Source organism: Pseudomonas pisciculturae (assembly GCF_015461805.1).
GTDB classification, from domain to species: domain Bacteria; phylum Pseudomonadota; class Gammaproteobacteria; order Pseudomonadales; family Pseudomonadaceae; genus Aquipseudomonas; species Aquipseudomonas pisciculturae.
Map to the genome: position 1 here is coordinate 465,580 of NZ_JACVZE010000004.1, position 26,685 is coordinate 492,264.

Below are 26,685 nucleotides of genomic sequence, written 5' to 3' on the forward strand. Positions count from 1 at the left end.
TAATGGAGTTTATTCAGAAAGATAAAATGGCGCTGTTAGATTACATTTATACTCTCATTTGGGCACGCGTGATACACGCCGACCTCTCGCTTTCGGCTTAACATCCTTCAGAAAATCAACCCCGTACGGTTCAATTTGCTCTAATATTTTCTTAACAGCTTTCCAATGACGGCCCGCATCATCACGTAGAAACATTCCATTTTCAGCAGTGATCTTCGCCACCAATTCTTCATCTGACCAAACAACACCAGAATGAAAAGCTATAAATATTCTACCAAAATACGACGACTCAGTAGACCACTCGTCGACAGTCATATTACGCAGTAACTCTATAGCTTCCGAGGGCAGTGAAGGCCTCCATTCATAGCGACCTATATCCTCACAAGTAGCGAATGCCATACCACAAATACTTCGCTCCGAAGACGTCCCCTCAAGTAGCCATATTTTTAGCAGATCATCCAGTACTTCCAAGGTAGGTTTAGTTAGTTTCGAAGACCTAAAACGGCTTAGTCCCCATGACCAAACAGCGATATTTTTTACAGCATAAACTTGATGCTTAAATTTCGCCTCAAACACCGGTAAAAATTTCGATGACACTTTTGTAGGAATAACGTGTTGATTCCACAGCAAACCCACGTATGTCATTAAGCCTAAACACGTTTTCTCTGGTGACGGATCATTAACCATATCCATCATCTCTTTTTGCCCTGCTGCACTTAACCAATAAGTAGCAGGCTTTCTGAATGCAGCTAAGCTTGCATAACTATTTCGCACCCATGTTTGGTCAGGCCAATCCATATTTCGATATAACAACCAAGCTTGATGCAGTAACTCTTCACCATAAGGGCCACAGGAAAGTGCGCGCCAATCATTACCACTTCTGCACCCTCTCGCAAAGTACACAATGACATTCAAAGCTTTCGTTATTGTATCAGACTCGGCTTCAGCCTCTTCAGCAAGACTCTGAACCAATCTAGAAATATCGCTAGGGAGCGTCCTACCGGACAACCATTCTACCTTTCCTGGAAAAACCCTATCCTCTGAGTGTTTTTTCTTCAACGCCAAACTCCGCTTAACAAGAGCGGCAACCAAAGGCTCTGCTTGCTTTCCCGCCAAAACAGCAGCCATAGGTATTACTTCTTTCCACTCATCCACAGCCAGTTTATTAGACAGAGGCTTCAAAATCGTAGAGCGACTATCAAACCCCTCATAATTACCTTCTGATATTGCAATTGCCGCTAAATATTCTTGAAAAGTAAGATGCCTGAATTGATAAAAAGGCACAGCATTTCCGTTTTCAACCTGATGACCGGCCTCAAGCAATAAACTGGAACGTAGCTCCACCCTCTTTAAAAAATCGTAAGGTGTATCTCGAGCATAGCGCTTAATCTGCGGCACATTATCCCTAGCCTTTTCCAGCAAAATCAGAAGCTCTTTTTCAGTAGCTGTTTGCTGACCAGAACGCATCAACTCAAGAGCGACATAGGACAACTGAGGAACGGCCTCTTTTATATTTAGTGCCTCATGCCCTTTAATATTCCAAGTATCTAAAAGTAGTTCGACGGCCCTACCATACAAACTCACCCTATCCGGAGGTAAGCGACCTGCTCCGTGTTTCACCACCAGTAGCATAGTTAGAAGCAATGGGTTTTCGGCCAGCCTCCTAAGTGAAACCGTCTTTGTCAACTGCTCACTCAAAGCAGCTGCTTCTTTCATAGCGACTTGCATATTTACTACCATTAGCCGGTGCCAATGTTCACACAACAACGTAATGGCTTGCCTACTTAATGGAGCTACTCGCCATAGCTCACAGCACTCCATCAAACACGGAGCAACTAAAGAAAACCCTGCCTCACGACTTGTGATAACAACCCTTATTTTAGGATATGAATCTAAAAAACGCTTTAAATTCTCAACAAAAGCAGTTCGATCCCCATTATCGTGAATCTCATCCAATCCATCTACCAAAAGCAATACCCGACCATCTTTCAACAGTGGAATTAGAGCTTTACCTAACCCCGATAGTGACGAGTGCCCTGTGATATCTCCCAACTTCTTTAATAGCGTAGCAATTGGGAGCGTAATGTGGTCGCGCCATTCACGGCACCTAATTAAAACGGGCATAAGTTCTTCGTCAGGCAATAAGTCACTGCTTCGCGACCGCCTCTCTTCGCTACAGTAGGCAACGGCTAAACGCTTTAACAAAAGAGTCTTCCCGCCCCCCGGCAGGGCTAGTAAAGCCAAGCCACGCGAGCGACGAAAAACCTCTCCAAACGATTTCGGTTTTTTGTTTTTTTCTTCCCACAACGCGAGCTTTTTTTCACGCTCTACATCATCTAGTGGAATATATGGAGGGCAGGCAGTTAGATCAAGAGGGACAAATAACTGCTCTAAGTCAAACCGTTTTCTTGCAGTCTCCATATCTGCGCGAATACCCTCAATTGCCATCTCCCCGCAATCTTTTAATAAAAAATCGCGATAAACCTTTAGAAGACTTTCATGCTTTTCAGAATCGGATCTAGTCTTCCTTACTCTTGGAACAACATGAACCCCGCCTTTAACTTCAGACACCAACTTAATTATAAAAGAAGGCAGCTCACTGCGGTTATCACCAAACCCAATCGGCTCAACAAACCCATGCCATGATAAATCTTTATTACGCTTCGGACACTGATCGTTCGATACTAGCGCATAATGCTGAAGTGCTGTGGCCCCCATATTACTACGCAGCCAATGTATTAGGACTGAGAAATTCGGATCCGAGAAGGTATCACCACAACCAATGAAAAGTAGCCGTTTGAATACACCCAAAGATCGCTGAAACAGATCCCGAGTCTCACTACCGATGGTTTTTTCATAATCCCTTATACCAAGCACACACGATTCAGGATCTTTCCATGATCCATGTAAATGCAACACACCCTTTTCGGTTCCACGCATCCAGTTCGTTGTGCTTCTTAAATCGCTAACAGAAATTGAACGCAACCCAGAAACATCTTCAACCAAAGTATCATAATTGAGTGTAGCTATTGGAATGTTCAGCGCAGCAATAGCGCGAACAGCCTCATACATTTGGTTTGAGTCAGCATTAACTTCATCGAAGAGACTGTACATCCAGCGCTTATAAAGGTCTCCAGACGGAGAGTCCATCTTTTTCCCCATGAACTCTGCAGCACTCAATAACTCATCTACATCAGGTGACTCCAGCTGTGACGAAAAACGCTGTCTTTGAGGCTCATCAATACGTCCTTTTTCCAGAGCGTAATCGAAGCCACTTTTAATTAATCCCGACCACGAAAGATGAGGATACTTTCCAGAAGTAAGAGCTAGGCTAACCCCAGTACCTACGACTACAACTAACTCACCTTTTTCAGCAGAACGCTTAACGTTTTCAATTTTTTCGCAGCCAGACATCGAGCTCTCCCTGCATATCGTTACCACATCATCCGTTACGCCTAAAACGAAGCTATTCGGAAGATGAGACCTTAGAACCATGAGTACTTATCTGCGAAGCATAGGCATCGAAGGCCAGCACGCAGGTGATAGCACTATGCTACTGCGAATCTGACATTTTTCAAAAAAAAATCAAAAAAAAACAAACAAAGACAAGAATCGGTAAGTTTTTTTTAGTTTTTGTGGTGGGAGAGATAGAAGTCGACCTTATACGCTGTCTAGGTCAAGGGAATTACGAGCGTCGTCGCCCTGCCAGAGATCACTAATTAGGCGACCAACCACGCATGGGTGTGGGAATAAACAAATGATTACACCGAAATTTCTGCTTTACGGGCCGTAATGCCGTTCAGCAGGCGGCACAAATCGATTCGCGGGCAGTGGTTGCCAGCAAAGCATTTATAAAATATGGATTTTGAAGGGTGTTGCAAGGAGAGCGTTATGGAGGCAACCCCACCAGCCACACCCCGGCACACAATGTTCCCGCTGTGGCTGCTGCCTTCCGGCTCTGACCAGGTTCACGGGTAATCGTTGCGGGGGGACCGATGGGGTCACCATAACGACGCCTGCCTCTCGGCAAGCGGGGCCATTGTACCGATCTGATCGGAAGTTACAACCGTTGGTACTGGATTAAAAATCAAAGGGGTTCAAGCACTTGCCGTAGAACCCGACATCACCGCTATCCAATGTGGGAGGGGGCTTGCTCCCGATTGCAGTGTGTCAGTCAACCATTGTGTGACGGACACACTGCAATCGGGAGCAAGCCCCCTCCCACATTAAAGCAATCATTGGGCCTGCAAGACCTCATCCGCCCTGCCGCCCTCTTCCTGGATCACCAGGTGAATAAAGTGCAGCTTGGCAATCACCGCCGGCGGCAGCACAAAGGGATAAAAATCCGGCTGGCCCATGCTGCGCGACAATTCATTGAGCATGCCCGCCAGTTCGATCCACGCATTGACGAATGACAGGAACGCCGCGCCGCCCGGATGCTCAGGGTCGTATAGGGTGGTGAGCGGGAAAGGCTGGTAATCCAGGTCCATCTCGCGGGCGCTCATGCCAAAGCCTAACGCGGTGTCGACAGCATCCATCATGTGCAGGTAGTGAGCCCAGGTTTCGGCCCAGTCTTCCCAGGGGTGCATGGTGGCGTAGGCACTGACGCAGGTTTGTTGCCAATCAGGGCGTGGGCCGTTCTGGTAGTGCTGGTCCAGCGCGTCGGCGTAACTGGCGCGTTCGTCGCCGAACAGGTTGCGAAAGGGCTCCTGCCAGTGGGTGTTGGCGATGAGGCGGTCCCAGTAGTAGTGGCCGACTTCGTGGCGAAAATGCCCAAGCAGGGTGCGATACGGCTCGCGCATTTGTACGCGGACTTTTTCGCGGTGGGCGTCGTCGGCTTCCTTGATATCGAGGGTGATCAGGCCGTTGGCGTGGCCGGTCATGGGCGCATTGCCTTCCAGGTCGATGCCGACGAAGTCAAAGGCCAGCCCGGTCTCTTCATCGACGGTCTTGGGTACCACTTGCAGGCCGAGGCTGATCAGTTGCGCCACCAGGCGGCGCTTGGCGATCTCGACTTTGCGCCAGCGTTCAGGGTTTTCCGGAATCGACAGGTCGGGGATGGTGCGGTTCAGGCTGCAGGCCACGCACAGCGGCGCGGTGCTGTGGGCGGGGATCAGCCAGTTGCAGGCCGCCGGGGTATCGAGGTTGGCACAGCGGCGGAAGGCGCCGGCGTCAAGGTTATCGTCTTGCAGCCAGGTGCCTTCTACGGGGCCGGGTTGCAAGGACGCCAACCGGCTTTGCTGAGGTTGGTAGCCCAGCAGTGCCTGGCACGCCAGGCACTGGCTGTTGCGAAAGAACAGGGGCTGGCCGCAACGGCATTGCCACACCTTGCTATTGCGCGATGGCGCCATGAACGGTGCAGCGATACGCGAACTGAGTTGCTCGAAGTAGCGGAACATGGCGATCTCTCCCTGGGTGACTGAGACTAGATCATTTTCCGCTTGAGATCGTTCCACTTTCCTCAAAGGGGCTGCTGCGCAGCCCAGCGGGAGCAAGCTCCCTCGCCACAACAGCCCTTGCTCACTGACCGTCGCGCTGTCAGACGGTGATGTTGTGTTTGGCCAGGAAGGCGACAAAAGCTTCTTCATCCAGCACCTTGAGGCCCAGTTCAGTGGCTTTTGCCAGCTTGGAGCCGGCGCCTGGTCCAGCGACTACACAGTGAGTCTTGGCCGAAACCGAGCCCGCTACCTTGGCGCCCAGGCTTTCGAGTTTGTCCTTGGCCACGTCGCGGCTCATCAGCTCCAGGGAGCCGGTGAGCACCCAGGTGTGCCCCGCTTCGGGCAAGCCTTCGACGACTTTCTTTTCGCTCTCCCAGTGCATGCCAAAATCCTTGAGCTGCTGCTCAATGGCCAGGGCACGATTGGCGTTATCGGCGTTATCGAAAAACTCGCGCACGGCCTTGGCCTGCTTTTCGGGCAATGCCTGACGCATATCCAGCCAGTCGGCCTTGATTACGCCTTCGAGCGAACCAAATTTGTCCGCCAGTTTTTGCGCCGCACCGGGGCCGACGCTCGGCACGTGCAGTTTGTCGAGCAAGCCACCCAGGGTCGTGCTGGCCGCGAACTCGGCGCTCAGGTCGCCCTGATCCTGTAATTGCAGGCCGCATTCCTCTGGTGACAGCAGCGCACCGATTACATCCTGGTTATGACTGTCTTCAAAGAAGCTGTGAATCTCATGCGCGACTTCCAGGCCCACGTCGGGCAAGTACGTCAGCACTTCCGGCAAGGCCTTCTGCACTCGCTCCAGGGACGCCAGGGAGCGCGCCAGCACCTTGGCGGTCTCCTCGCCCACGTCCGGGATGCCCAAGGCGTAGATGAAGCGTGCCAAGGTCGGCGTCTTGCTGTTTTCGATAGCGGTGATCAGCTTTTTGCTGGAGATATCGGCAAAGCCTTCCAGGTCGATGATCTGCTCGTACTTGAGCTTGTAGAGGTCTGCCGGCGAGCCGATGAGTTTTTCATCCACCAGTTGCTCGATGGTCTTGTCGCCCAGGCCGTCGATGTCCATGGCCCGCCGCGAGACGAAATGAATGATCGCCTGCTTAAGCTGCGCACCACAGGCCAGGCGCCCGACGCAGCGGTACACCGCGCCTTCGCTGACGGTTTCCTTGCCCTTGCTGCGCTTGACCAGTTGGGTTCGCTCCACGTGGGAGCCGCACACCGGGCAGCTTTCGGGAATCGGCACGGCACGGGCGTTTTCGGGGCGGCGTTCGAGCACCACCGACACCACCTGCGGAATCACGTCACCGGCACGACGGATGATCACAGTGTCTCCGATCATTACGCCAAGGCGCGCCACTTCGTCCATGTTATGCAAGGTGGCGTTGGAGACGGTGACACCTGCGACCTTGACCGGTTTCAAGCGCGCTACCGGAGTAACCGCGCCGGTGCGCCCGACCTGGAACTCCACATCCAGCAGTTCGGTCAGCTCTTCAAGGGCCGGGAATTTATGCGCGATGGCCCAACGCGGTTCGCGGGCGCGAAAGCCCAGTTCGCGCTGGGAGGCAATGCTGTTGACCTTGAACACTACGCCATCGATTTCATACGGCAGGCTGTTACGTCGCTCGCCGATATCGCGGTAGTACTCCAGGCAATCCTGAATACCCTTGGCCAGTTTCAGCTCGTGGCTGATGGGCATGCCCCATTTTTGCAGCTGTTGCAGGTTGCCGATGTGGGTGTCGCTGATATCGGTGGTCACGCCATAGCAGCAGAACTCCAGCGGGCGGCTGGCAGTGATCTTTGAATCCAGTTGGCGCAGGCTGCCTGCGGCGGCGTTGCGCGGGTTGGCGAAGGTCTTGCCGCCGACTTCCAGTTGCGAGGCGTTCAAGCGCTCGAAACCGGCCTTGGACATAAACACTTCACCGCGCACTTCCAGAGTCGCCGGCCAACCGCTGCCGTGCAGTTTCAGTGGGATATTGCGCACTGTGCGCACGTTGACGCTGATGTCTTCGCCGGTGGTGCCGTCGCCACGAGTGGCGCCACGTACCAATTCGCCATCCTGGTACAACAGGCTGACCGCCAGGCCGTCCAGCTTGGGTTCGCAGCTGTATTCCACCACTGCGCCGCCGCCAAACAGGTCACCCGCCGGCAGGTCGAGACCTTCGGTGACCCGTCGATCAAACTCCAGCATGGTGGTTTCATCAAACGCATTACCGAGGCTGAGCATCGGCACTTCATGCTTGACCTGAGTAAACGCCGACAACGCCGCACTGCCGACCCGCTGCGTCGGTGAATCGCGCGTTACCAGGTCCGGATGCTCGGCCTCAAGGGCCTTGAGCTCGTGGAACAACCGGTCGTACTCAGCGTCCGGAATGCTCGGTTCATCGAGGACGTGGTAACGGTAGTTGTGCTGATCCAGTTCAGCGCGCAGTTCGAGAATGCGGGTGTGGGCGGCGGTCATGGGTGTTCTCTCATAAAGCAAAAGAGCAGCCGAAGCTGCTCAATATGTTAGTGCACGGATTCTACAGACAACGCTTAAGATCGAACCTCAGCGTTTCTGTGTCAGGGCGCGACGCTCGAACTCGACGATGCGCTGACGGTAGTGTTCGATGGTCTGGGCGGTGAGGACGCTGCGTTGGTCGTCCTTCAGTTCGCCATTGAGCTCTTGGGACAGCTTGCGGGCTGCGGCCACCATCACGTCGAACGCTTGTTTGGGGTGACGAGGGCCTGGCAAACCGAGGAAGAAGCTCACCGCCGGGGTGCTGAACAGGTCGATATCGTCCAGGTCGAAGGTGCCCGGCTTGACCGCATTGGCCATGGAGAACAGCACTTCGCCGTTGCCGGCCATGCTTTCGTGGCGATGGAAGATATCCATCTCGCCAAAGCGCAGGCCGCTTTCGAGGATGTTCTGCAACAGCGCCGGGCCCTTGAAGCCGGCGGCGTCGCGGCAGATCACGCTGATCACCAGCACTTCTTCGGCAGCCGGCTGATCAGCCACCGATTGGCGTGGCGCGTTCTTGCCGACGTTTTCATCCGGGAAGTCATTGTCGCGACTGCTGAAGCTCGGGCCTTCATCAACGTCGAGGTTCAGGTCGCCCTGATGCGGCTCGGCGACGGCCGAACTGGCGCGCTTGCCACGCTTGGACGACGGCTCGCGGGCTTCACGCAGCGGCGCGCTCATCGACGGCAGGTCGTGCTCGTCCAGTTGAGGTTCTTTGTGGGTATCCAACACACGGGGCGGCCCCAGCAGCTCGGCGCCGCCGTCGTCGTCAGGCAAGTTGGACAGGTTGCGGTCCAGACGGAATTTGAGCTTGCCCTTGCCACCGCGCATGCGGCGCCAGCCATCAAAAAGAATACCGGCAATGACAATGATGCCGATGACGATCAGCCACTCGCGCAGACCGATTTCCATGTAATCCCGTGCCTCTATTAAAAAATGCTGAAAAATAAGGGGTTTAGCACCGTGCAAACCGCTTTAAAACGTGGCGCCAACTCTATGTTCTGACTGACGTTTTGCCCACGCACACGAAAATTTGACATTAAACTAGCACGACCAAAGATAACTTTACACCGTCTGTCAAAATGCCTTGAACAAATATGTCCATTTGCCACTTTCGCCAAGCGGGTAAATCACCTTACATCGTGCTGTAAAAAATTCTGCTATAGCACGGCTCAAGACTCCACCATTGCCATCGCTTCTTCGACATCCACCGCCACCAATCGCGAACAACCTGGTTCGTGCATCGTCACACCCATCAGCTGATCAGCCATTTCCATGGCGATCTTGTTGTGGGTGATATAGATGAACTGCACGGTCTGGGACATCTCTTTAACCAAGCGTGCATAGCGCCCAACGTTAGCGTCATCCAGCGGGGCGTCAACTTCATCGAGCATACAGAACGGCGCCGGGTTCAACTTGAAGATGGCAAATACCAGGGCCAATGCAGTCAGGGCTTTTTCGCCGCCGGACAACAAATGGATGGTGCTGTTCTTCTTGCCCGGAGGCCGCGCCATGATCGTTACCCCTGTATCGAGTAGATCTTCGCCCGTCAGTTCCAAGTAAGCGCTGCCACCGCCGAAAACTTTCGGGAATAACGCCTGTAAACCGCTATTAATCTGATCAAAGGTATCTTTGAAGCGGTTGCGGGTTTCCTTGTCGATCTTGCGGATGACGTTTTCGAGGGTGTCCAGGGCTTCCACCAAGTCGGCGTTCTGGGCATCCAGATAACGTTTACGCTCGGACTGCTGCTGGTATTCATCGATGGCCGCGAGGTTGATCGCACCAAGCCGTTGGATACGTGCAGCAATACGTTCAAGTTCTTCTTCGGCGTCTTTTTCGTTGGCCTGGGCGGTGAGCGTATTGAGCACGCCGTGCAGGTCGTAGCCGTCTTCGAGCAACTGGTCTTGCAGGGTCTTGCGGCGCACGGTCAGGGCTTGCCATTCCATGCGCTGTTGTTCGAGTTGGCCGCGAATCAACTGCGATTGCTGCTCGGCCTGGGTGCGACGTTTTTCGGCATCGCGCAGTTCGCGGTCGGCGTCTTCCAGGGCGATTTGCGCGGTCTTGAGTTCTTCGTCGACGGTCATGCGCTTGTCGAGCAACTCTTCGAGCTTGAGGCGCAATTCTTCCAGCGGCGCTTCGCCCTCTTCTAGGTTGAGGCTTAGTTGCTCGCGCTTTTCAGTCAGGCGTTCGGATTGCATCTCCAAACGCTCAAGGGCCTGAGCGGTGGACGCATGCTGGGCCCTGAGCGAGCCAAGGCGCACCGCCAATTGGTGCGCATGATCCTTGTGCTGGCGGGCTTCCTGGCGCACGCGGTCGAGGCGTTCGCGCAGGCTGTCGCGCTGGGCCAGCAGCAGTTCGCGCTGCTCGGTGTCGAGGGCCATGCTGTCGAGGGCTTCCTGCAAGTGCAGGCGCGCCTCACCGATCTGTTCGTGCTCAAGGGCGCGTTGCTCACCCATCTCGGCGACTTCTTCGTCGAGGCGCGTGCGGCGCAGGGTCAGTTGCTCGGCCTTGGCTTTGCTTGCGGAGAGCTGGGCTTTGAGCTCGCCTTGCTGGCGCGCTTCGTCCTGCAACAGGCGGCGCAGGTGTTCGCGGCCGCTCTCCTGCTGGCGCTGGGTGGCGCGCAGGGTTTGCAGTTGGGTTTCAAGACTTTCAAGCGTTGCTTCGCGTTCTTCGCGCTCGGCGATCAGGTTGACGATTTCCTGGCCGCGGGCCAATACACCGCTTTCGGCTTCGCTCGCGCGGCGTACCCGCAAAAAGTGCCGGCCGACCCAGTAGCCGTCGCGGCTGATCAAGCTTTCGCCGGCGCCCAGCTGGCCACGTTGGGCCAAGGCTTGCTCAAGCGATTCAACCGGTTTGACCTGCCCCAGCCACGGCGACAGATCAATGGCCGCCTCGACTTTATCCAACAAACTGCCCGGCACGCGCTTGCCATCCGCCGCAGGGCTGAGCAAACGCAGATCGCCTTGGGCAAAGCTGGCCAGGTCAAAGCCGCCAAAGTCATCCACCAACACGGCTTGCAGGTCGGCGCCCAGCACGGTTTCCACCGCCAGTTCCCATCCGGCTTCCACTTTAAGGCCTTCGGCCAATCGTGGGCGCTCGGCCAGGTGTTGGTCGCGCAGCCATTCGGCGGTGCCGGTGCCGGGGTCCAGCGCGGCTTGCTGCAAGGCTTCAAGGGACGCCAAGCGCCCGTTCAAACGCTGCAAATCACCCTGGGCCTGTTGTTGCGCCTGGGTCGCCTGTTGCAGTTGCTGACGCAGTTGCTCCAGGCGCTCCACTTGTTGTTCTTCGCTGGCTTCCAGCTCTTCCAGCGTCATTTCGCTTTCGGCCAGTTGCTCGCTCAGCTCCATGATCGCCGCGTCTTCGGGGTCGGCGGCAAGCAACACACGCTCTTCCTGCAAACGACGCTGGCGCTCGGCCAAACGCTCCATGCTGGTTTCCAGTTGCTGGATGCGCGACTGCTGCACTTCGGCCTGGCGGCGCGGCTCGGCGGATTGCAGGTTGAAGGTGTCCCACTGCTCCTGCCAGCCGTGCATGGTGCTTTCGGATTCTTCCAGGGCGGCGGCGGCTTCTTCGGCAGCGGCGCTGGTGACTTCCTGCTCGGGGGTGAGCATGTCCAGCTCTTCGCCAAGGGTGAGCAGCAAGGTGCGGTCATGGCCCAGGTGGGATTCAGTCTCCAGGCGCGCACGCTCGGCTTCTTTCAGGTCGTCCTGTAACTGGCGCAGGCGCTGCTGGCCGTGCTGGATGCTCTGCTCCACGCGGGCAATATCACCGCCCACCGAATAGAAGCGGCCCTGCACCAGATTGAAGCGTTCGGATAAATCATGGTGCCCGTCACGCAGGCGTTCGATGCTGGCGTCGGCATTGCGCTGCTCGGCTACCAGGGCTTCAAAGCTGATTTCCTGGGTGCCGATAATCGCTTCACGCTGGCCGACCTGATCGTTCAGCGCCTGCCAACGCAGGGCCGACAGCTGTGCCTTGAGCTGGCGCTCTTCGCCCTTGTATTCCTGATACTTCTCGGCGGCCTGGGCCTGGCGGTGCAGGCGCTCCAATTGGCGCTCCAGCTCTTCGCGCAGGTCAGTGAGGCGGGCAAGGTTTTCGTGGGTGCGGCGGATGCGATTTTCGGTCTCGCGACGGCGCTCCTTGTACTTGGAGATGCCGGCCGCTTCTTCGATAAAGTTACGCAGGTCTTCGGGCTTGGCTTCGATCAGCTTGGAGATCATGCCCTGCTCGATGATCGAGTAGCTGCGCGGCCCCAGGCCTGTGCCGAGGAAAATATCGGTGATGTCTCGACGGCGACACTTGGTGCCGTTGAGGAAGTAGCTGTTCTGGCTGTCGCGGGTCACTTTGCGGCGGATGGAAATTTCGGCGTAGGCCGCATATTCGCCAATCAAGGTGCCGTCGGAGTTATCGAACACCAGTTCGATGCTGGCCTGGCTCACGGGTTTACGGCTGGTGGAGCCGTTGAAGATGACGTCGGTCATCGACTCGCCACGCAGGTTTTTTGCCGAGCTCTCGCCCATCACCCAGCGTACGGCGTCGATGATGTTCGACTTGCCGCAACCGTTGGGCCCGACCACCGCCGCCATGTTACTGGGGAAGTTCACCGTGGTCGGGTCGACGAAGGATTTGAACCCCGCCAGTTTGATGCACTTGAGCCGCACGCTTAGGCGTCCGCCAACGCAGCGATAACCAGTTCGCAACTGCGCTGGCCGTAATTGGACAGCACCAGGCGGATCTGCGGCAGGTCACGGGCGAGTACGGCGGCGAGCAGTTGCTCGAACAGCGCCAGGTATTCGCTCATGGAGGCCTTGCGTTGATCCAGGGCCAGGTAGTAGGCGCGGTTCATCGCCGGCTGCAGGTTCTCGACGGTTTCTTGCAAATACGGGTTGTTGGCGAAGGGGTACGCCGCGCGCATGACGTTGAAGCACTCTTCGACGAAGGCGCGGATGTCCTGGCGCTCGAAGTTGGTGACCAGACGCTGCTGGATTTGCACGAACGGCGCCATGTCGGCCTGGGTCTGCCAGCCTTCGGCAACCGCATTGCCCAGCAGGATATACAGCTCGCCCATCAGCGTGCACAGGCTCTGCACCTTGTGCGCGGTGAGCTCGGTGACATGGGCGCCACGGCGCGGCAGGATCGCGATCAGGTGGCGGCGTTCAAGGATCAGCAAGGCTTCGCGCACGGAACCACGGCTGACATTGAGCGCCAGCGTGACCTTTTGCTCCTGGATCCGCTCTCCAGGCTTGAGATCGCCGCGAATGATACGTTCGGCGAGGTGGTGAGCGATTTGCTCGGCGAGACTGTCCGGCGCCTTGAACGTCATGTTTTCCCTTCAAAATCTTCTATCGGTACAAGCGCGGCAGTGTAGCGCATTGGCCCGCTGATGGCGCTACGCCCACAGCCGCGAATTTGGCATGAAATAAGCAACGGTTGAGGCGCACAAGCGCGCAAAAACGACGGTTTCAGAAGTCTGGACCATAATTGAAAAGGTTGTGATCGCAATTTCTTGACCTTCTGGTCAGAAAATCGTTGACCGAAAAGTCAGACATGACTAGATTCGGCGCAAAGCGGTTAACAACAATAATGAGTCTGCGAGGCCTTCCGTGATCCAGTTTTTACTTAACCAGGAACTCCGTAGCGAGCACGCCCTGGACCCCAACCTCACCGTGCTCAACTATCTGCGCGAACATTTGGGCAAGTCCGGCACCAAAGAAGGCTGCGCCAGCGGCGATTGTGGTGCGTGCACCGTGGTCGTCGGCGAACTGCAAACCGATGCCCAAGGCGCCGAGCAGATTCGTTACCGCAGCCTCAATTCGTGCCTGACCTTTGTCTCCTCCCTACACGGCAAACAGCTGATCAGCGTCGAAGACCTCAAGCATCAAGGCCAACTGCACAGCGTGCAACAGGCCATGGTCGAGTGCCACGGCTCGCAATGCGGCTTTTGCACACCCGGGTTTGTGATGTCGTTGTTTGCCCTGCAAAAGAACAGCGATGCCCCTGACAGCCAAAAAGCTCACGAAGCCCTGGCCGGCAACCTGTGCCGCTGCACAGGTTATCGCCCGATCCTCGCCGCCGCCGAACAGGCCTGCTGCAACAAGCCGCCAGATCAATTCGACAGTCGCCAGGCCGAGACCATCGCGCGTCTCAAGGCCATCGCACCCACCCAAACCGGCGAGCTCAACAGTGGCGACAAACGCTGCCTGGTGCCGCTGACCGTCGCCGACCTCGCCGACCTTTACGATGCCTATCCGCAAGCCCGTTTGCTGGCCGGCGGCACCGACCTGGCGCTGGAAGTGACTCAGTTCCACCGCACGCTGCCAGTGATGATCTACGTCGGCAACATTGAAGAAATGAAACGCGTCGACGACTTCAACGACCGCCTCGAAATCGGCGCCGCCACCGCCCTCTCCGACTGCTACACCGCGCTGCACCACGAATACCCTGACTTCGGCGACTTGCTGCACCGCTTCGCCTCGCTGCAGATCCGCAACCAAGGCACGCTCGGCGGCAATATCGGCAACGCCTCGCCGATTGGTGACTCACCACCGCTGTTGATCGCCCTCGGTGCGCAGATCGTGCTGTGCAAGGGCGACGTGCGACGCACATTGGCGCTTGAAGACTACTTCATCGACTACCGCGTCACTGCGCGCCAGGACAGCGAGTTCATCGAAAAAATCATCGTGCCCAAGGGCCATAAACTGTTCCGCGCCTATAAGGTGTCCAAACGCCTGGACGATGATATTTCTGCGGTGTGCGCCGCCTTCAACTTGAAGATCGACAACGGTGTGATCAGCGACGCCCGCGTGGCCTTCGGTGGCATGGCCGCAACGCCAAAACGCGCAAAAAGCTGCGAAGCCGTGCTGGTCGGCGCCACCTGGAACGCCGCCACCGTAGAAAAAGCCTGCGCCGCCCTGGCCGAGGATTTCACCCCGCTATCAGACTTCCGCGCCAGCAAGGAATACCGCCTGCTCAGCGCCCAGAACCTGCTGCGCAAATACTTTATCGAGCTGCAAACGCCGCACATCGAGACTCGGGTGACCGCATATGTCTAACCATCACGCCGTCGTTAAAACCCAGGCCGAACTCGCCGAGCTGTTCTCCCAGGACCTCACCTCGGGCGTCGGCCGCAGCGTCAAGCATGACAGCGCCGCCAAGCATGTGTCGGGCGAGGCGCAGTACATCGATGACCGTCTGGAATTCCCTAATCAACTGCACCTGTATGCGCGCATGTCCGACCGTGCTCACGCCCGGATTATCAGCATCGACACCGCGCCTTGCTACGCCTTTGATGGGGTGCGCATCGCGATCACACACGAAGACGTACCAGGCCTGAAAGACATCGGCCCGTTGATGCCCGGCGATCCGTTGCTGGCGATCGACACCGTGCAGTTTGTGGGGCAAGTCGTGCTTGCCGTGGCCGCTCGCGACCTGGAAACCGCACGCAAGGCGGCGATGGCCGCCGTGATCGAATACGAAGACCTTGAACCGGTGCTGGATGTGGTCGAGGCGTTTCGCAAGAAGCACTTCGTACTGGACAGCCACACTCACCAACGCGGTGATTCGGCAGGCGCATTGGCGAGCGCGAAAAACCGTATCCAGGGCACCCTGCATATCGGCGGCCAGGAACACTTCTACCTCGAAACCCAGATATCTTCGGTGATGCCCACCGAAGACGGCGGCATGATCGTCTACTGCTCCACGCAAAACCCCACCGAAGTGCAGAAACTGGTGGCCGAAGTGCTGGACGTGTCGATGAATAAAATCGTCGTCGACATGCGCCGCATGGGCGGCGGTTTTGGCGGCAAGGAAACCCAGGCCGCCAGCCCCGCCTGCCTGTGCGCCGTGGTAGCGCGCCTCACCGGCCAGCCGACCAAGATGCGCCTGCCGCGAGTGGAAGACATGCTGATGACCGGCAAGCGTCACCCCTTCTATATCGAATACGACGTGGGCTTTGACGACAGCGGCCGCCTGCACGGCATCAACCTGGACCTGGCGGGTAACTGCGGCTGTTCGCCAGACCTGTCCAACTCGATTGTCGACCGCGCCATGTTCCACTCCGACAACTCGTATTACCTGGGCGACGCCACGGTCAACGGCCATCGCTGCAAGACCAACACCGCCTCCAACACCGCCTATCGCGGCTTCGGTGGCCCGCAAGGCATGGTCGCCATCGAGGAAGTGATGGACGCCATCGCCCGCCATCTGGCGCTGGACCCATTGGCGGTGCGCAAAGCCAACTACTACGGCAAGACCGAGCGTAACGTCACCCACTACTACCAGACCGTCGAGCACAACATGCTCGAAGAGATGACCGCCGAGCTTGAGGCCAGCAGCCAATACGCCGAGCGCCGCGAAGCGATCCGCCTGTACAACGCCCACAGTCCGATCCTGAAAAAAGGCTTGGCGCTGACCCCGGTAAAGTTCGGCATTTCGTTCACGGCGAGCTTTCTCAACCAGGCCGGTGCGCTGATTCATATCTACACCGACGGCAGCATCCACCTGAACCACGGCGGCACCGAGATGGGCCAGGGCTTGAACACCAAGGTCGCGCAGGTGGTGGCCGAAGTGTTCCAGGTGGATATTGACCGCGTACAGATCACTGCGACCAACACCGACAAGGTGCCCAACACTTCGCCGACTGCGGCTTCAAGTGGTGCCGACCTGAACGGCAAGGCTGCGCAGAACGCCGCCGAAACCATCAAGCTGCGCCTGGTGGAATTCGCTGCGCGCAAGTTCGACGTGAGCGAAGCGGATGTGGAATTTCACAACGGCCATGTGCGCGTGCGTGATCAGATCCTGACATTTGAGGCGTTGATCCAGCAGGCGTATTTCGCCCAGGTGTCGCTGTCGAGTACGGGGTTTTATAAGACTCCGAAAATCTTCTACGACCGCAGCCAGTCCCGTGGCCGACCGTTCTACTACTTTGCCTTCGGCGCGGCCTGCTGCGAAGTGATCGTCGACACCCTCACCGGCGAATACAAGATGCTGCGCACCGACATTCTCCACGACGTGGGCGCCTCGCTGAACCCGGCCATCGACATTGGCCAGGTGGAAGGCGGGTTTATCCAAGGCATGGGCTGGCTGACCATGGAAGAGCTGGTGTGGAACAACAAAGGCAAGCTGATGACCAACGGCCCGGCGAGCTACAAGATCCCGGCCGTTGCGGATATGCCGCTGGACCTGCGGGTGAAGTTGGTTGAGAACCGCAAGAACCCGGAAGACACCGTGTTCCACTCCAAGGCGGTGGGTGAACCGCCGTTCATGCTCGGGATTGCCTCGTGGTGTGCGATCAAGGATGCGGTGGCTAGTTTGGGTGACTATCGCCATCAGCCCAAGATCGATGCGCCTGCCACGCCGGAGCGGGTGTTGTGGGGCTGTGAGCAGATGCGGCAGTTGACGGCGGCTTCGCCTGTGGAAACTGAAACCGAGATGGCTTCGCTTTAGACCGAGGCGCTGCCATCGGGGGCAAGCCCCCTCCCACACTGGATTGGGTTCACATATTTCTATCTGTGAATACATTCAAATGTGGGAGGGGGCTTGCCCCCGATAGCGGCCTCACAGACACCACAAGAGGTGACTATGAACAACTGGCTCAGCGCCCTCGCCCACCTGCAAACCAGCGGCGAACCCTGCGTGCTCGTCACCATCATCGAAGAACTCGGCTCAACCCCGCGCAATGCCGGCTCCAAGATGGTCATCAGCGCCGCCCAAACCTTCGACACCATCGGCGGCGGCCACTTGGAATACAAAGCGATGCAGCTCGCCCGTGACATGCTCGTGCGTGGACAGCAGAACACCCACCTGGAACGCTTCAGCCTGGGCGCCAGCTTGGGCCAGTGCTGCGGCGGCGTAACCGTGTTGCTGTTCGAACCCATGGGCCAGGTGCAGGCGCAGATCGCGGTATTCGGCGCCGGCCATGTCGGCCGTGCGTTGGTGCCGCTCCTGGCAAGCCTGCCGTGCCGGGTACGCTGGATAGATTCTCGTGAACAGGAGTTTCCAGAACATATCCCCCAAGGCGTGCGTAAAATCGTCAGCGAAGAGCCGGTAGATGAAATTGCCGACCTGCCAGTGGGCAGTTACTGCATCGTCATGACCCACAATCACGCGCTCGACCTGGAGCTCACCGCGGCCCTGCTCAAACGCAACGACTTTACCTACTTCGGCCTGATCGGCTCGAAGACCAAACGCGTCAAGTTCGAACACCGCCTGCGTGATCGCGGCTTCGACGCCGCCCAACTGCAACGTATGCGCTGCCCCATGGGCCTCACCGAGGTGAAGGGCAAATTGCCGGTAGAGATCGCTATCTCCATCGCCGGCGAAATCATCGCCACCTATAACGCGAACTTCGGCCAGCACACCGCCAGCGCCGAACCCATTGCCAAACTGCTGCCGGCGTCACGTCGCAGCCAAGCCATTTGAATTGAGATGACCATGTCTTTGACTCGCAAAGCTTACCGTGCCGCCATTTTGCACAGCATCGCCGACCCTGCCGAAGTAGGCATTGAAGCGTCCTACGAATATTTCGAAGATGGCCTGCTTGTGATTGAGAACGGTCTGATCAGCGCGGTCGGCCATGCCGGCGAGTTGCTGCCGACCCTGCCGGCCGATATCGACATCACCCACTACCAGGACGCACTGATCACCCCCGGCCTGATCGACACCCACATTCACCTCCCGCAAACCGGCATGGTCGGCGCTTATGGCGAGCAGTTGCTGGATTGGCTCAACACCTACACCTTCCCGTGTGAAAGCCAATTCGCCGACAAGGCCCACGCCGAGGAAGTCGCGGATATTTTCATCAAGGAGCTGCTGCGCAACGGCACCACCACTGCGCTGGTGTTTGGCAGTGTGCACCCGCAGTCGGTGAATTCATTCTTCGAGGCCGCCGAGAAGCTCGACCTGCGCATGATTGCCGGCAAAGTGATGATGGACCGCAACGCACCGGACTACCTCACCGACACCGCCGAAACCGGCTACCAGGAGAGCAAAGCGCTGATCGAACGCTGGCACGGCAAGGGCCGCCTGCACTACGCGGTCACGCCGCGCTTTGCGCCGACGAGCACGCCGGAACAATTGGCCCTGGCCGGGCAACTGCTGGGGGAATACCCCGACCTGTACATGCAGACGCACATCAGTGAGAACAAGCAGGAAGTCGAATGGGTGAAGGAGCTGTTCCCCGAGCGAAAAGGCTACCTGGACGTGTACGACCACTACAAACTACTGGGCGAACGCTCGGTGTTTGCCCACGGCGTGCACCTGTGCGATGACGAGTGCGCACGGCTGGCAGAAACCGGCTCGGCGGTGGCGTTCTGCCCGACGTCGAACTTCTTCCTCGGCAGCGGCTTGTTCAACCTGCCCATGGCGGAAAAACACAAATTGAATGTGGGCCTGGGCACTGACGTGGGCGGCGGCACCAGCTTCTCGCTGCTGCAAACTTTAAATGAAGCCTACAAGGTCATGCAATTGCAGGGTGCGCGTTTGAGCCCGTTCAAATCGCTGTATCTCGCCACATTGGGCGGTGCGCGGGCGCTGCGGTTGGAAGACAAGATCGGTACGTTGCAACCGGGCACCGATGCAGACTTTTTGGTATTGGATTACAACGCTACGCCGTTGTTGAGCTATCGCCTGAAGCAGGCCAATAACATTGCCGAGACGTTGTTTGTGCTGATGACGCTGGGGGATGATCGGACGGTGTTGCAGACGTATGCGGCGGGCAATCTGGTGCACCAGCGCTGATCTTAAAATCACTGAAAATCAAATGTGGGTGGGGGCTTGCCCCCGATAGCGGTGTATCAGTCTACTCATTCAGTGACTGACACTCTGCAATCGGGGGCAAGCCCCCTCCCACATTTTTGGTCCCCATTAAGCCAGGGAAACTACAGCTTGATCGACGAACGCCCTGGCTTCTTGGTCTGCAACAAATGCGAAAACACCGCATGCAAATCATCCGACGCGCTCTCTTCATCGAGGTTGAGCTTGCTGTCGATGTGATCCATGTGATGCATCATCAAATCCACCGCCAACACCGCGTCTCGCGCTTCGATCGCGTCGATCAACTGGGTGTGTTCATCGTACGAGCAGTGCGAGCGGTTACCGCTTTCGTACTGGGCGATGATCAATGAGGTCTGGGATACCAGGCTGCGCTGGAAGCTGATCAGCGGCGCATTCTTGGCCGCTTCGGCCAGCTTGAGGTGGAATTCGCCGGAGAGGCGGATACCCGCACCGCGGTCGCCACGGGAGAAGCTGTCGCGCTCGTCGTTGACCATCTGGCGCAACTCGGCCAGTTGCTCGGCTGTGGCGTGCTGCACGGCCAATTCAGTAATCGCCCGCTCCACCAGACGCCGCGCCATAAACACCTGGCGGGCTTCTTCGACACTTGGGCTGGCAACCACTGCGCCGCGATTGGGCCGCAGCAGCACCACGCCTTCATGGGCCAGGCGCGAGAGCGCACGGCGGATGATGGTGCGGCTCACACCGAAGATTTCGCCCAGTGCCTCTTCACTCAATTTGGTACCGGGTGCCAGGCGTTGTTCGAGAATGGCCTCGAAGATATGCGCGTAGACGATATCGTCCTGGGTGCCGCTGCGACCGGCCTTGCCAGCTCGCGGTGTTTTCTTGAGAGGTTGCAACTGTTCGTTCATGGGCACTCGGGTCGGGAGAACGGCGGCGAAATAACGGTAATACGGCAACAACAGGTTGCTGGCAAGTATCACCTAAAAACAGGGCACATTGTACACAACCGATTGCGCCAACACACTGTACGGCTGTTTACGGCTTCGGCTGTATTGCAATGAGTGGTTACGTTTGAGTTTAGGCTTGAATCCGCAACTTCTCTGGTTAAAGGAACACCTTTCTATGCCCGACGCCACCCAAGCGCCCCTGCGCCCGCTGGCCGACACCTCTGCATCGGCCATCGTCGCCGGTTTCATCGCCATGATGACCGGCTACACCAGCTCCCTGGTGCTGATGTTCCAGGCCGGGCAGGCCGCCGGCTTGACCACCGCGCAGATTTCTTCGTGGATCTGGGCGATCTCCATCGGCATGGCGGTGTGCAGCATCGGCCTGTCACTGCGCTATCGCACGCCGATCACCATTGCCTGGTCCACACCCGGCGCGGCGCTGCTGATCACCAGCCTGGGCGGCGTGAGTTACGGCGAAGCCATCGGCGCCTACATCACCTGCGCGGTGCTGGTGACGATCTGCGGGCTGACCGGCAGCTTCGAAAAACTGGTCAAACGCATACCGGCGTCACTGGCGGCGGCATTGCTGGCCGGAATTTTGTTCAAGATCGGCAGCGAGATCTTCGTCGCCGCCCAGCACCGCACCGGCCTGGTACTGGGAATGTTCTTCACCTACCTGATCATCAAGCGCCTGTCGCCGCGTTATGCGGTGCTGGCCGCGCTGGTGATCGGCACGGTCTTGTCCGGGCTGATGGGGCTGCTGGACTTCAGCGGTTTTCACCTGGAAGTGGCGACGCCGGTGTGGACCACCCCGCACTTCTCGCTGGCGGCGACCATCAGCATCGGCATCCCGCTGTTCGTGGTGGCGATGACCGCGCAGAACATGCCGGGGGTCGCGGTTTTGCGTGCTGATGGCTACAACGTACCGGCCTCGCCTTTGATTACCGCCACGGGCCTGGCCTCGCTGGTGCTATCACCCTTCGGTTCCCACGGCATCAACCTGGCAGCAATCAGCGCGGCGATCTGCACCGGGCCCCATGCCCATGAGGATCGCAACAAGCGTTACACGGCAGCGGTGTGGTGCGGGGTGTTCTACGGGATTGCCGGGGTGTTCGGCGCCACGTTGGCGGCACTGTTCGCAGCCTTGCCCAAGGAACTGGTGCTGTCGATTGCGGCGTTGGCGTTGTTTGGCTCGATCATCAATGGCTTGAGCATCGCCATGAATGAGCCGAAGGAACGGGAAGCGGCGCTGATAACCTTTATGGTCACGGCGTCAGGCTTGACGCTGTTTTCCATCGGGTCGGCGTTTTGGGGAATTGTGGCGGGGGTGTTGACGCTGCTAATTCTGAATTGGCGCAAGGCATAAAAAAACGGCGACCCTCAGGTCGCCGTTTTTTTCAGTATCACTTAGCCGCGTTGATCGGCTTTTCTGGATACCACACGTCCAGCAACGGGCTGACTTCAGCCTTGGTCAGCTCGGAACGGGTTTTCAGCCAAGCTTCAACAGCAGCACGTTGCTCTTCGGAAACCGAGCCGCGCTTCTGCAGGCAAACCAGACCGAAGTCATCGCCGCCAACATAGCCAAGGCCGTTGGCTTCCATGGCTTCTTTGATGAATGCTTCGAGGAAAGCGTCGATAGCTTCTTCACTCAGGCCTTCGTTGAAGTCCAGGTTCAGTTCGAAACCCAGCTCTTGAAATTCATCAACGCACAGTTTTTTGCGCAGACGCTGGGAACGGTTAGTCGCCATTGGAACAATCCTCATAAGTAATAACGGGCGGCACTTTAGCAGTTTAAGGAAGCGATTGCCCGACTCTCTGGGACGGGCGGCACAATGCGGGCAAAAAAAACGCTGAATACCCGCTATCGTTCAGCTACAAGTGGCCCCACCTTGGGGCATAATGCCGACACTTTCATGACTAATGAGGGATTTTCTTACATACCCCTCGCCTTTTTCACCCTCCTCAGCAGCAGGGTCTTATTCCTTATGATCAACTCTTTACGTTCAGTGCTACTCGCCGGTCTTATTTTGCCACTGGCTTTCTCCGCTACCGCCGCCCCCGTCAATAACACCTTGCCACCGAATGTTCAGCAGGCACTGTCCAAGGCCAAGCTGCAAAACACCGCATTGTCTTTGGTAATGATTCCCCTGAACGGCCCGGGCACTCCTACCGTGTTCAACGCTGATGTTTCGGTGAACCCGGCCTCCACCATGAAACTGGTCACCACCTACGCGGCCCTGGAAATGCTCGGCCCCAACCACCAGTGGAAAACCGAGTTCTACACCGACGGCACCCTCAGCGGTGGCGTGTTGCATGGCAACCTGTACCTCAAGGGCGGCGGCGACCCCAAGCTGAACATGGAAAAACTCTGGCTGTTGATGCGCGACCTGCGCGCCAATGGCGTGCAACAAGTCACCGGCGACCTGGTGCTGGACCGTGGCTTCTTCAACCCGCCGCAATTGCCCGAATTCAACGATGACGGCAACGACGAAAACAAACCGTTCCTGGTCAAGCCCGATGCCTTGCTGGTCAACCTCAAGGCCTTGCGCTTCGTGACCCGCAACGATTCTGGCCGAGTACTGGTGTCGGTGGAGCCGCCGATTGCGAGCATCCGCATCGACAACCAGGTCAAGGTCTCCAACGCCAAGCAGTGCACGGGGGATGTGCGCTACAACCCGGTCACCGCCGCCGACGGCAGCGTGACCGTGACGGTCAGTGGCCAGCTGGCCGAGGGCTGCAGCTCGCAGACGTATCTGTCGCTGCTGGACCACGCCACCTACACCGCCGGCGCTGTGCGGGCGATCTGGCAGGAACTGGGCGGTACCATCCAGGGCCGTGATATCCAGGCACCAGTACCCAAGGATGCCAAGGTGCTGGCCCGAGCGTTCTCGCCGGACCTGGCGGAAATCATCCGCGACATCAACAAGTACAGTAACAACACCATGGCCCAGCAGTTGTTCCTCAGCTTGGGCGCGCAGTTTCGCAACGATGCCGACGGTGATGATGCCAAGGCCGCGCAACGCGTAGTGCGCCAGTGGCTGGCGAAGAAAGGCATCACCGCACCGCATCTGGTGATGGAGAACGGTTCCGGGCTGTCCCGTGCCGAGCGGGTCAGCGCCCGTGAAATGGCGGCGATGCTGCAAGCCGCCTGGAAAAGCCCCTACGCGGCGGAATTCATCAGTTCTATGCCCATTGCCGGCACCGACGGCACCATGCGTAAACGCCTGAAGACCACGGCCATGCGCGGTGAGGCCCACGTCAAGACCGGCACCTTGAACACCGTGCGCGCCATCTCAGGGTTCAGCCGCGATAACAACGGTAATACCTGGGCAGTGGTGGCGATTCTGAATGATCCGAAGCCGTGGGGGGCATCGTCGGTGTTGGATCAGGTGTTGCTGGACCTGTATCGCCAGCCGAAAATTGCGGCTGCTGCCCCGGTGCTCTAGGCGTAACGCGGTCCCTTGTGGGAGGGGGCTTGCTCCCGATGGCGGTGGTTCAGTTGCATATAAGTCGACTGATACACCGCTATCGGGAGCAAGCCCCCTCCCACACAAGCCCCACATTGGGTTCCGTGCAAGCCATCAAGCCTGCACCCGCTCAGCCTCTACGCGATCCCGGCCGGCCTGCTTGGCCACATACACGGCCGAATCCGCCCGCAACAGCAGCCCATCGATCCCTTCACCCACCCGCCAGCTGGCCACACCAAAGCTGGCGGTGACGATGCCAACGGGCGCCATCGGCGCATCGCGCAACGACTGCCACAACTCCATCGCCAGGCTGTAGGACTGTTCGCCGTCGGTGTTAGGGCAAAGCACCATGAACTCCTCACCGCCCAATCGACAGAACACATCGGTGCGACGCAGGCGCTGGCTGATGCGCTTGCACACCTCCTGTAAAACGCTGTCACCCACGGCGTGACCATATTGATCGTTGATGCGCTTGAAGTGATCGATATCCAGCATGATCAGCGACAACGCCCCCGATGTGCGGTTGAGGCGCACCATCTCGGCCTTGAGGCGGTCCTGGAAATAGCGGCGGTTATGAATGCCGGTGAGAGAGTCGGTGATCGACAGCGCCCGCAACTCTTCCTCCACCCGCTTGAGATCGGAAATGTCCGATACGTAGCCATGCCACAACGTACCGCCGCCCGGTAATTCTTCCGGGGTGGCCTCGCCGCGAATCCAGCGCAGGCCTCGCTGCGGCAGCTGTACGCGATACTCTTCGCGCCAATGGCTCAACTGCAATGCCGACAGACGAATAGAGGCACGCACCCTCTCCAGGTCCAACGGATGGATGCGCTCGAAGGCCTTCCTCGCATCCTGTTGCAACACGCCGGGCTCGATTTCATAGATGTCGCGCATGCCGTCGCTGGCATAGATAAACCGCCAGTTGTCCTGGGGTTCGAGGGTGAACTGGAAGATCCCGCCGGGCACATGGGCGCTGAGTTTTTTCAGCAGCCTGTCCCGTGCGGCCAGTGCCTCGTAGGCACGTTTTTGTTCGGTGACATCCAGGTAAATCGCCAGGTGGCCGACCCACAAACCGTGATCATCCAGCAGCACCGTGGCCAGCATATTCACCGTTAACTGGCTGCCGTCCTGGCGTACGAGACACCACTCATGGGCTTCGTGCAGAGTGTCGGGGCTATCCACTAGCATGGCCTGGCTTGCCGGGATGCGTTTGCCCAGGGCCACACTCAGGCTGGCAGAACGCGCCTCCAACTCCTGCGCCGTGTGCAAGCTTTCGAGTGTCACTTTACCTACGACCTGCTCGGCCTTGAACCCAAGCATCTGCTCGGCTCCGGCGTTGAAGGTGTTGATGACACCGCGCAGGTCAGTGGCAATGATCGCAACCTGCGTGGCGGCGTTCAGCACACTGCGTAACTGACCGTGGGCGCCACGCAGCTCGTGTTCACGCAAGCGCAGTTGCACGGTGCGTTGCTCCACCATTTTTAACGCGCGCTGGCGTTGGCTGACCAGCACATAGAGCAAGGCACTCAGCAGCAGGCTGAGCAGGCCGCCCATAATCAGAATCGTGGCCAGGGCCGAATGGTTAACTTGGTCAAATACCTGGCTGGCGCGCAGGCTCAGCACATAGACGTGATCCCCCAGGCTCAGGCGGCGTGCAGCAATGAGATCGCTGCTGCCTACGGCATTGCCAGATTCGTAGAGCACGCGCTTTTGCAGGTCGGAGGTGTCGACGATCTCCATCACCAGATTGTCGCGATCCGGCTTGGGCAACCCGTCGGCCACCAGTTGGCGCATGCTGATCACCGCCATCACGTAACCGTAGGGCTCGTTCTGGGATTGCCCGGCAGTGGGCTGGTGACTCACCGGCGCTATCAGCAAAACCCCGGTGGCATAGGCTGGCTCCACACCCACCAGTTGCATGGGCTGCGACACCGCCAAGTTGCCGGTCTTTTGCGCCCGTTCAAGGGTCACGCGCCGCAGTGGCTGGGCCAGCAGGTCGAAACCCAGGGGCGCGCCCAACAGGCTCTGGGTCTGGGTAAACAGCACCGGCACATACTCATCGCGCTCGGACGCGGGCGCCAGCTCGCCGGCGGCATTCAATTCACGGATGGCATACGGCGTGCCGCGCTGGCGCGACACGTCCTGCTCAAACGCCATGCGCTGCTCGCGAAACACCCGCGGCGCCCAGGAATAAGCACGAGTGCGCAACAGCAAAGGCTCGGCGAAACCGTCGAATTCTTCACGAGACACATCATCGGAATTTACGAAGAACCGCCGCAGGGCATTCAGGCGTTGCTCCTGGTCCTCGAAGCGTTCCTGCAGGCGGGTATAACGTTCGTTGACCAGCAGCTGAAAGCGCTGGCGCACCTGCTGGGAATAGAGATCGGAGGCCGCCCAGGCGATGATTGCCGTGAGCGCACACCCTGCCAATAACACCACCAATGCCACCAGCCAAGCCGACGCCTGCTCACTGATAAAGCCTAGGATTTTCGGGCGAACGGCTTGCAACGGCATAGGCAACACTCACAACGCCAGCGTGCGGGGGGTGTCACTTTGGCTAGGCCTTAAGTTATAGCGACCGACCCAGTATTTGACCAGCAAAA

At 57.9% G+C, this 26,685-nt stretch carries 15 protein-coding genes and 1 other RNA gene; 6 read left to right on the plus strand and 10 right to left on the minus strand.

Annotated elements, in window-relative coordinates; all coding sequences use genetic code 11:
- Window positions 1-54: 54 nt before the first annotated feature.
- The 7 genes from ICY20_RS14065 to ICY20_RS14095 all read right to left on the minus strand — a co-directional run bounded on the left by ICY20_RS14065 (window position 55) and on the right by ICY20_RS14095 (window position 13,258).
- Entirely contained in the window at window positions 55-3,414 is a 3,360-nt protein-coding gene (locus ICY20_RS14065) for an SIR2 family protein (protein ID WP_194937750.1), read from the minus strand.
- 487 nt (window positions 3,415-3,901) lie between these two features.
- Window positions 3,902-3,998: signal recognition particle sRNA small type (ffs, locus tag ICY20_RS14070), an RNA gene on the minus strand.
- 237 nt (window positions 3,999-4,235) lie between these two features.
- The gene (locus ICY20_RS14075) at window positions 4,236-5,399 is read right to left on the minus strand and encodes a zinc-binding metallopeptidase family protein (protein WP_194937751.1); all 1,164 of its coding nucleotides are present in this window, start codon (window positions 5,397-5,399) and stop codon (window positions 4,236-4,238) included.
- Between the two features lie 139 nt (window positions 5,400-5,538).
- A complete protein-coding gene (ligA, locus tag ICY20_RS14080) occupies window positions 5,539-7,896 on the minus strand; it encodes an NAD-dependent DNA ligase LigA (RefSeq protein ID WP_194937752.1) in 2,358 nt (785 codons plus the stop codon).
- 87 nt (window positions 7,897-7,983) lie between these two features.
- Window positions 7,984-8,847: a cell division protein ZipA gene (gene zipA / locus ICY20_RS14085; protein WP_159958426.1), complete on the minus strand. Its 864-nt coding sequence runs from the start codon at window positions 8,845-8,847 to the stop codon at window positions 7,984-7,986.
- 260 nt (window positions 8,848-9,107) lie between these two features.
- On the minus strand, window positions 9,108-12,596 hold the full coding sequence (gene smc, locus ICY20_RS14090; protein WP_194937753.1) for a chromosome segregation protein SMC: 3,489 nt from the start codon (window positions 12,594-12,596) through the stop codon (window positions 9,108-9,110).
- A gap of 2 nt (window positions 12,597-12,598) precedes the next feature.
- Window positions 12,599-13,258 (minus strand): GntR family transcriptional regulator, encoded by a 660-nt coding sequence (locus ICY20_RS14095; RefSeq protein WP_159958430.1) that lies wholly within the window; start codon window positions 13,256-13,258, stop codon window positions 12,599-12,601.
- Window positions 13,259-13,538: 280 nt separating this feature from the next.
- Here ICY20_RS14095 and xdhA point away from each other — a divergent pair, with 280 nt between their 5' ends.
- The 4 genes from xdhA to guaD all read left to right on the plus strand — a co-directional run bounded on the left by xdhA (window position 13,539) and on the right by guaD (window position 19,671).
- Window positions 13,539-14,987: a xanthine dehydrogenase small subunit gene (gene xdhA / locus ICY20_RS14100; RefSeq protein WP_194937754.1), complete on the plus strand. Its 1,449-nt coding sequence runs from the start codon at window positions 13,539-13,541 to the stop codon at window positions 14,985-14,987.
- Complete coding sequence (gene xdhB / locus ICY20_RS14105) at window positions 14,980-17,379, plus strand: xanthine dehydrogenase molybdopterin binding subunit (protein WP_194937755.1); 2,400 nt, start codon at window positions 14,980-14,982, stop codon at window positions 17,377-17,379. Before xdhA ends, xdhB begins: the two co-directional genes overlap by 8 nt.
- 135 nt (window positions 17,380-17,514) lie before the next feature.
- Window positions 17,515-18,354 carry a xanthine dehydrogenase accessory protein XdhC gene (gene xdhC, locus ICY20_RS14110; protein WP_159958436.1) on the plus strand — a complete coding sequence of 280 codons (840 nt, stop codon included), beginning with the start codon at window positions 17,515-17,517 and terminating at the stop codon, window positions 18,352-18,354.
- Between the two features lie 12 nt (window positions 18,355-18,366).
- A complete protein-coding gene (guaD, locus tag ICY20_RS14115; RefSeq protein ID WP_159958438.1) occupies window positions 18,367-19,671 on the plus strand; it encodes a guanine deaminase in 1,305 nt (434 codons plus the stop codon).
- 140 nt (window positions 19,672-19,811) lie between these two features.
- Here guaD and ICY20_RS14120 read toward each other — a convergent pair whose 3' ends face one another.
- Window positions 19,812-20,576: a GntR family transcriptional regulator gene (locus ICY20_RS14120; protein WP_135288557.1), complete on the minus strand. Its 765-nt coding sequence runs from the start codon at window positions 20,574-20,576 to the stop codon at window positions 19,812-19,814.
- 214 nt (window positions 20,577-20,790) lie between these two features.
- On the opposite strand from ICY20_RS14120, the gene ICY20_RS14125 reads away from it, so the two are divergent.
- Window positions 20,791-21,981 carry a benzoate/H(+) symporter BenE family transporter gene (locus ICY20_RS14125; RefSeq protein WP_194937756.1) on the plus strand — a complete coding sequence of 397 codons (1,191 nt, stop codon included), beginning with the start codon at window positions 20,791-20,793 and terminating at the stop codon, window positions 21,979-21,981.
- A 37-nt stretch (window positions 21,982-22,018) separates the two neighbouring features.
- Here the strand turns inward: ICY20_RS14125 and ICY20_RS14130 are convergent, their stop codons facing one another.
- Entirely contained in the window at window positions 22,019-22,363 is a 345-nt protein-coding gene (locus ICY20_RS14130; RefSeq protein WP_016979277.1) for a YggL family protein, read from the minus strand.
- A gap of 237 nt (window positions 22,364-22,600) precedes the next feature.
- On the opposite strand from ICY20_RS14130, the gene dacB reads away from it, so the two are divergent.
- Entirely contained in the window at window positions 22,601-24,061 is a 1,461-nt protein-coding gene (dacB, locus tag ICY20_RS14135) for a D-alanyl-D-alanine carboxypeptidase/D-alanyl-D-alanine endopeptidase (protein ID WP_194937757.1), read from the plus strand.
- A 135-nt stretch (window positions 24,062-24,196) separates the two neighbouring features.
- Here the strand turns inward: dacB and ICY20_RS14140 are convergent, their stop codons facing one another.
- A complete protein-coding gene (locus ICY20_RS14140) occupies window positions 24,197-26,596 on the minus strand; it encodes a sensor domain-containing diguanylate cyclase (RefSeq protein WP_194937758.1) in 2,400 nt (799 codons plus the stop codon).
- Window positions 26,597-26,685 lie beyond the last annotated feature (89 nt).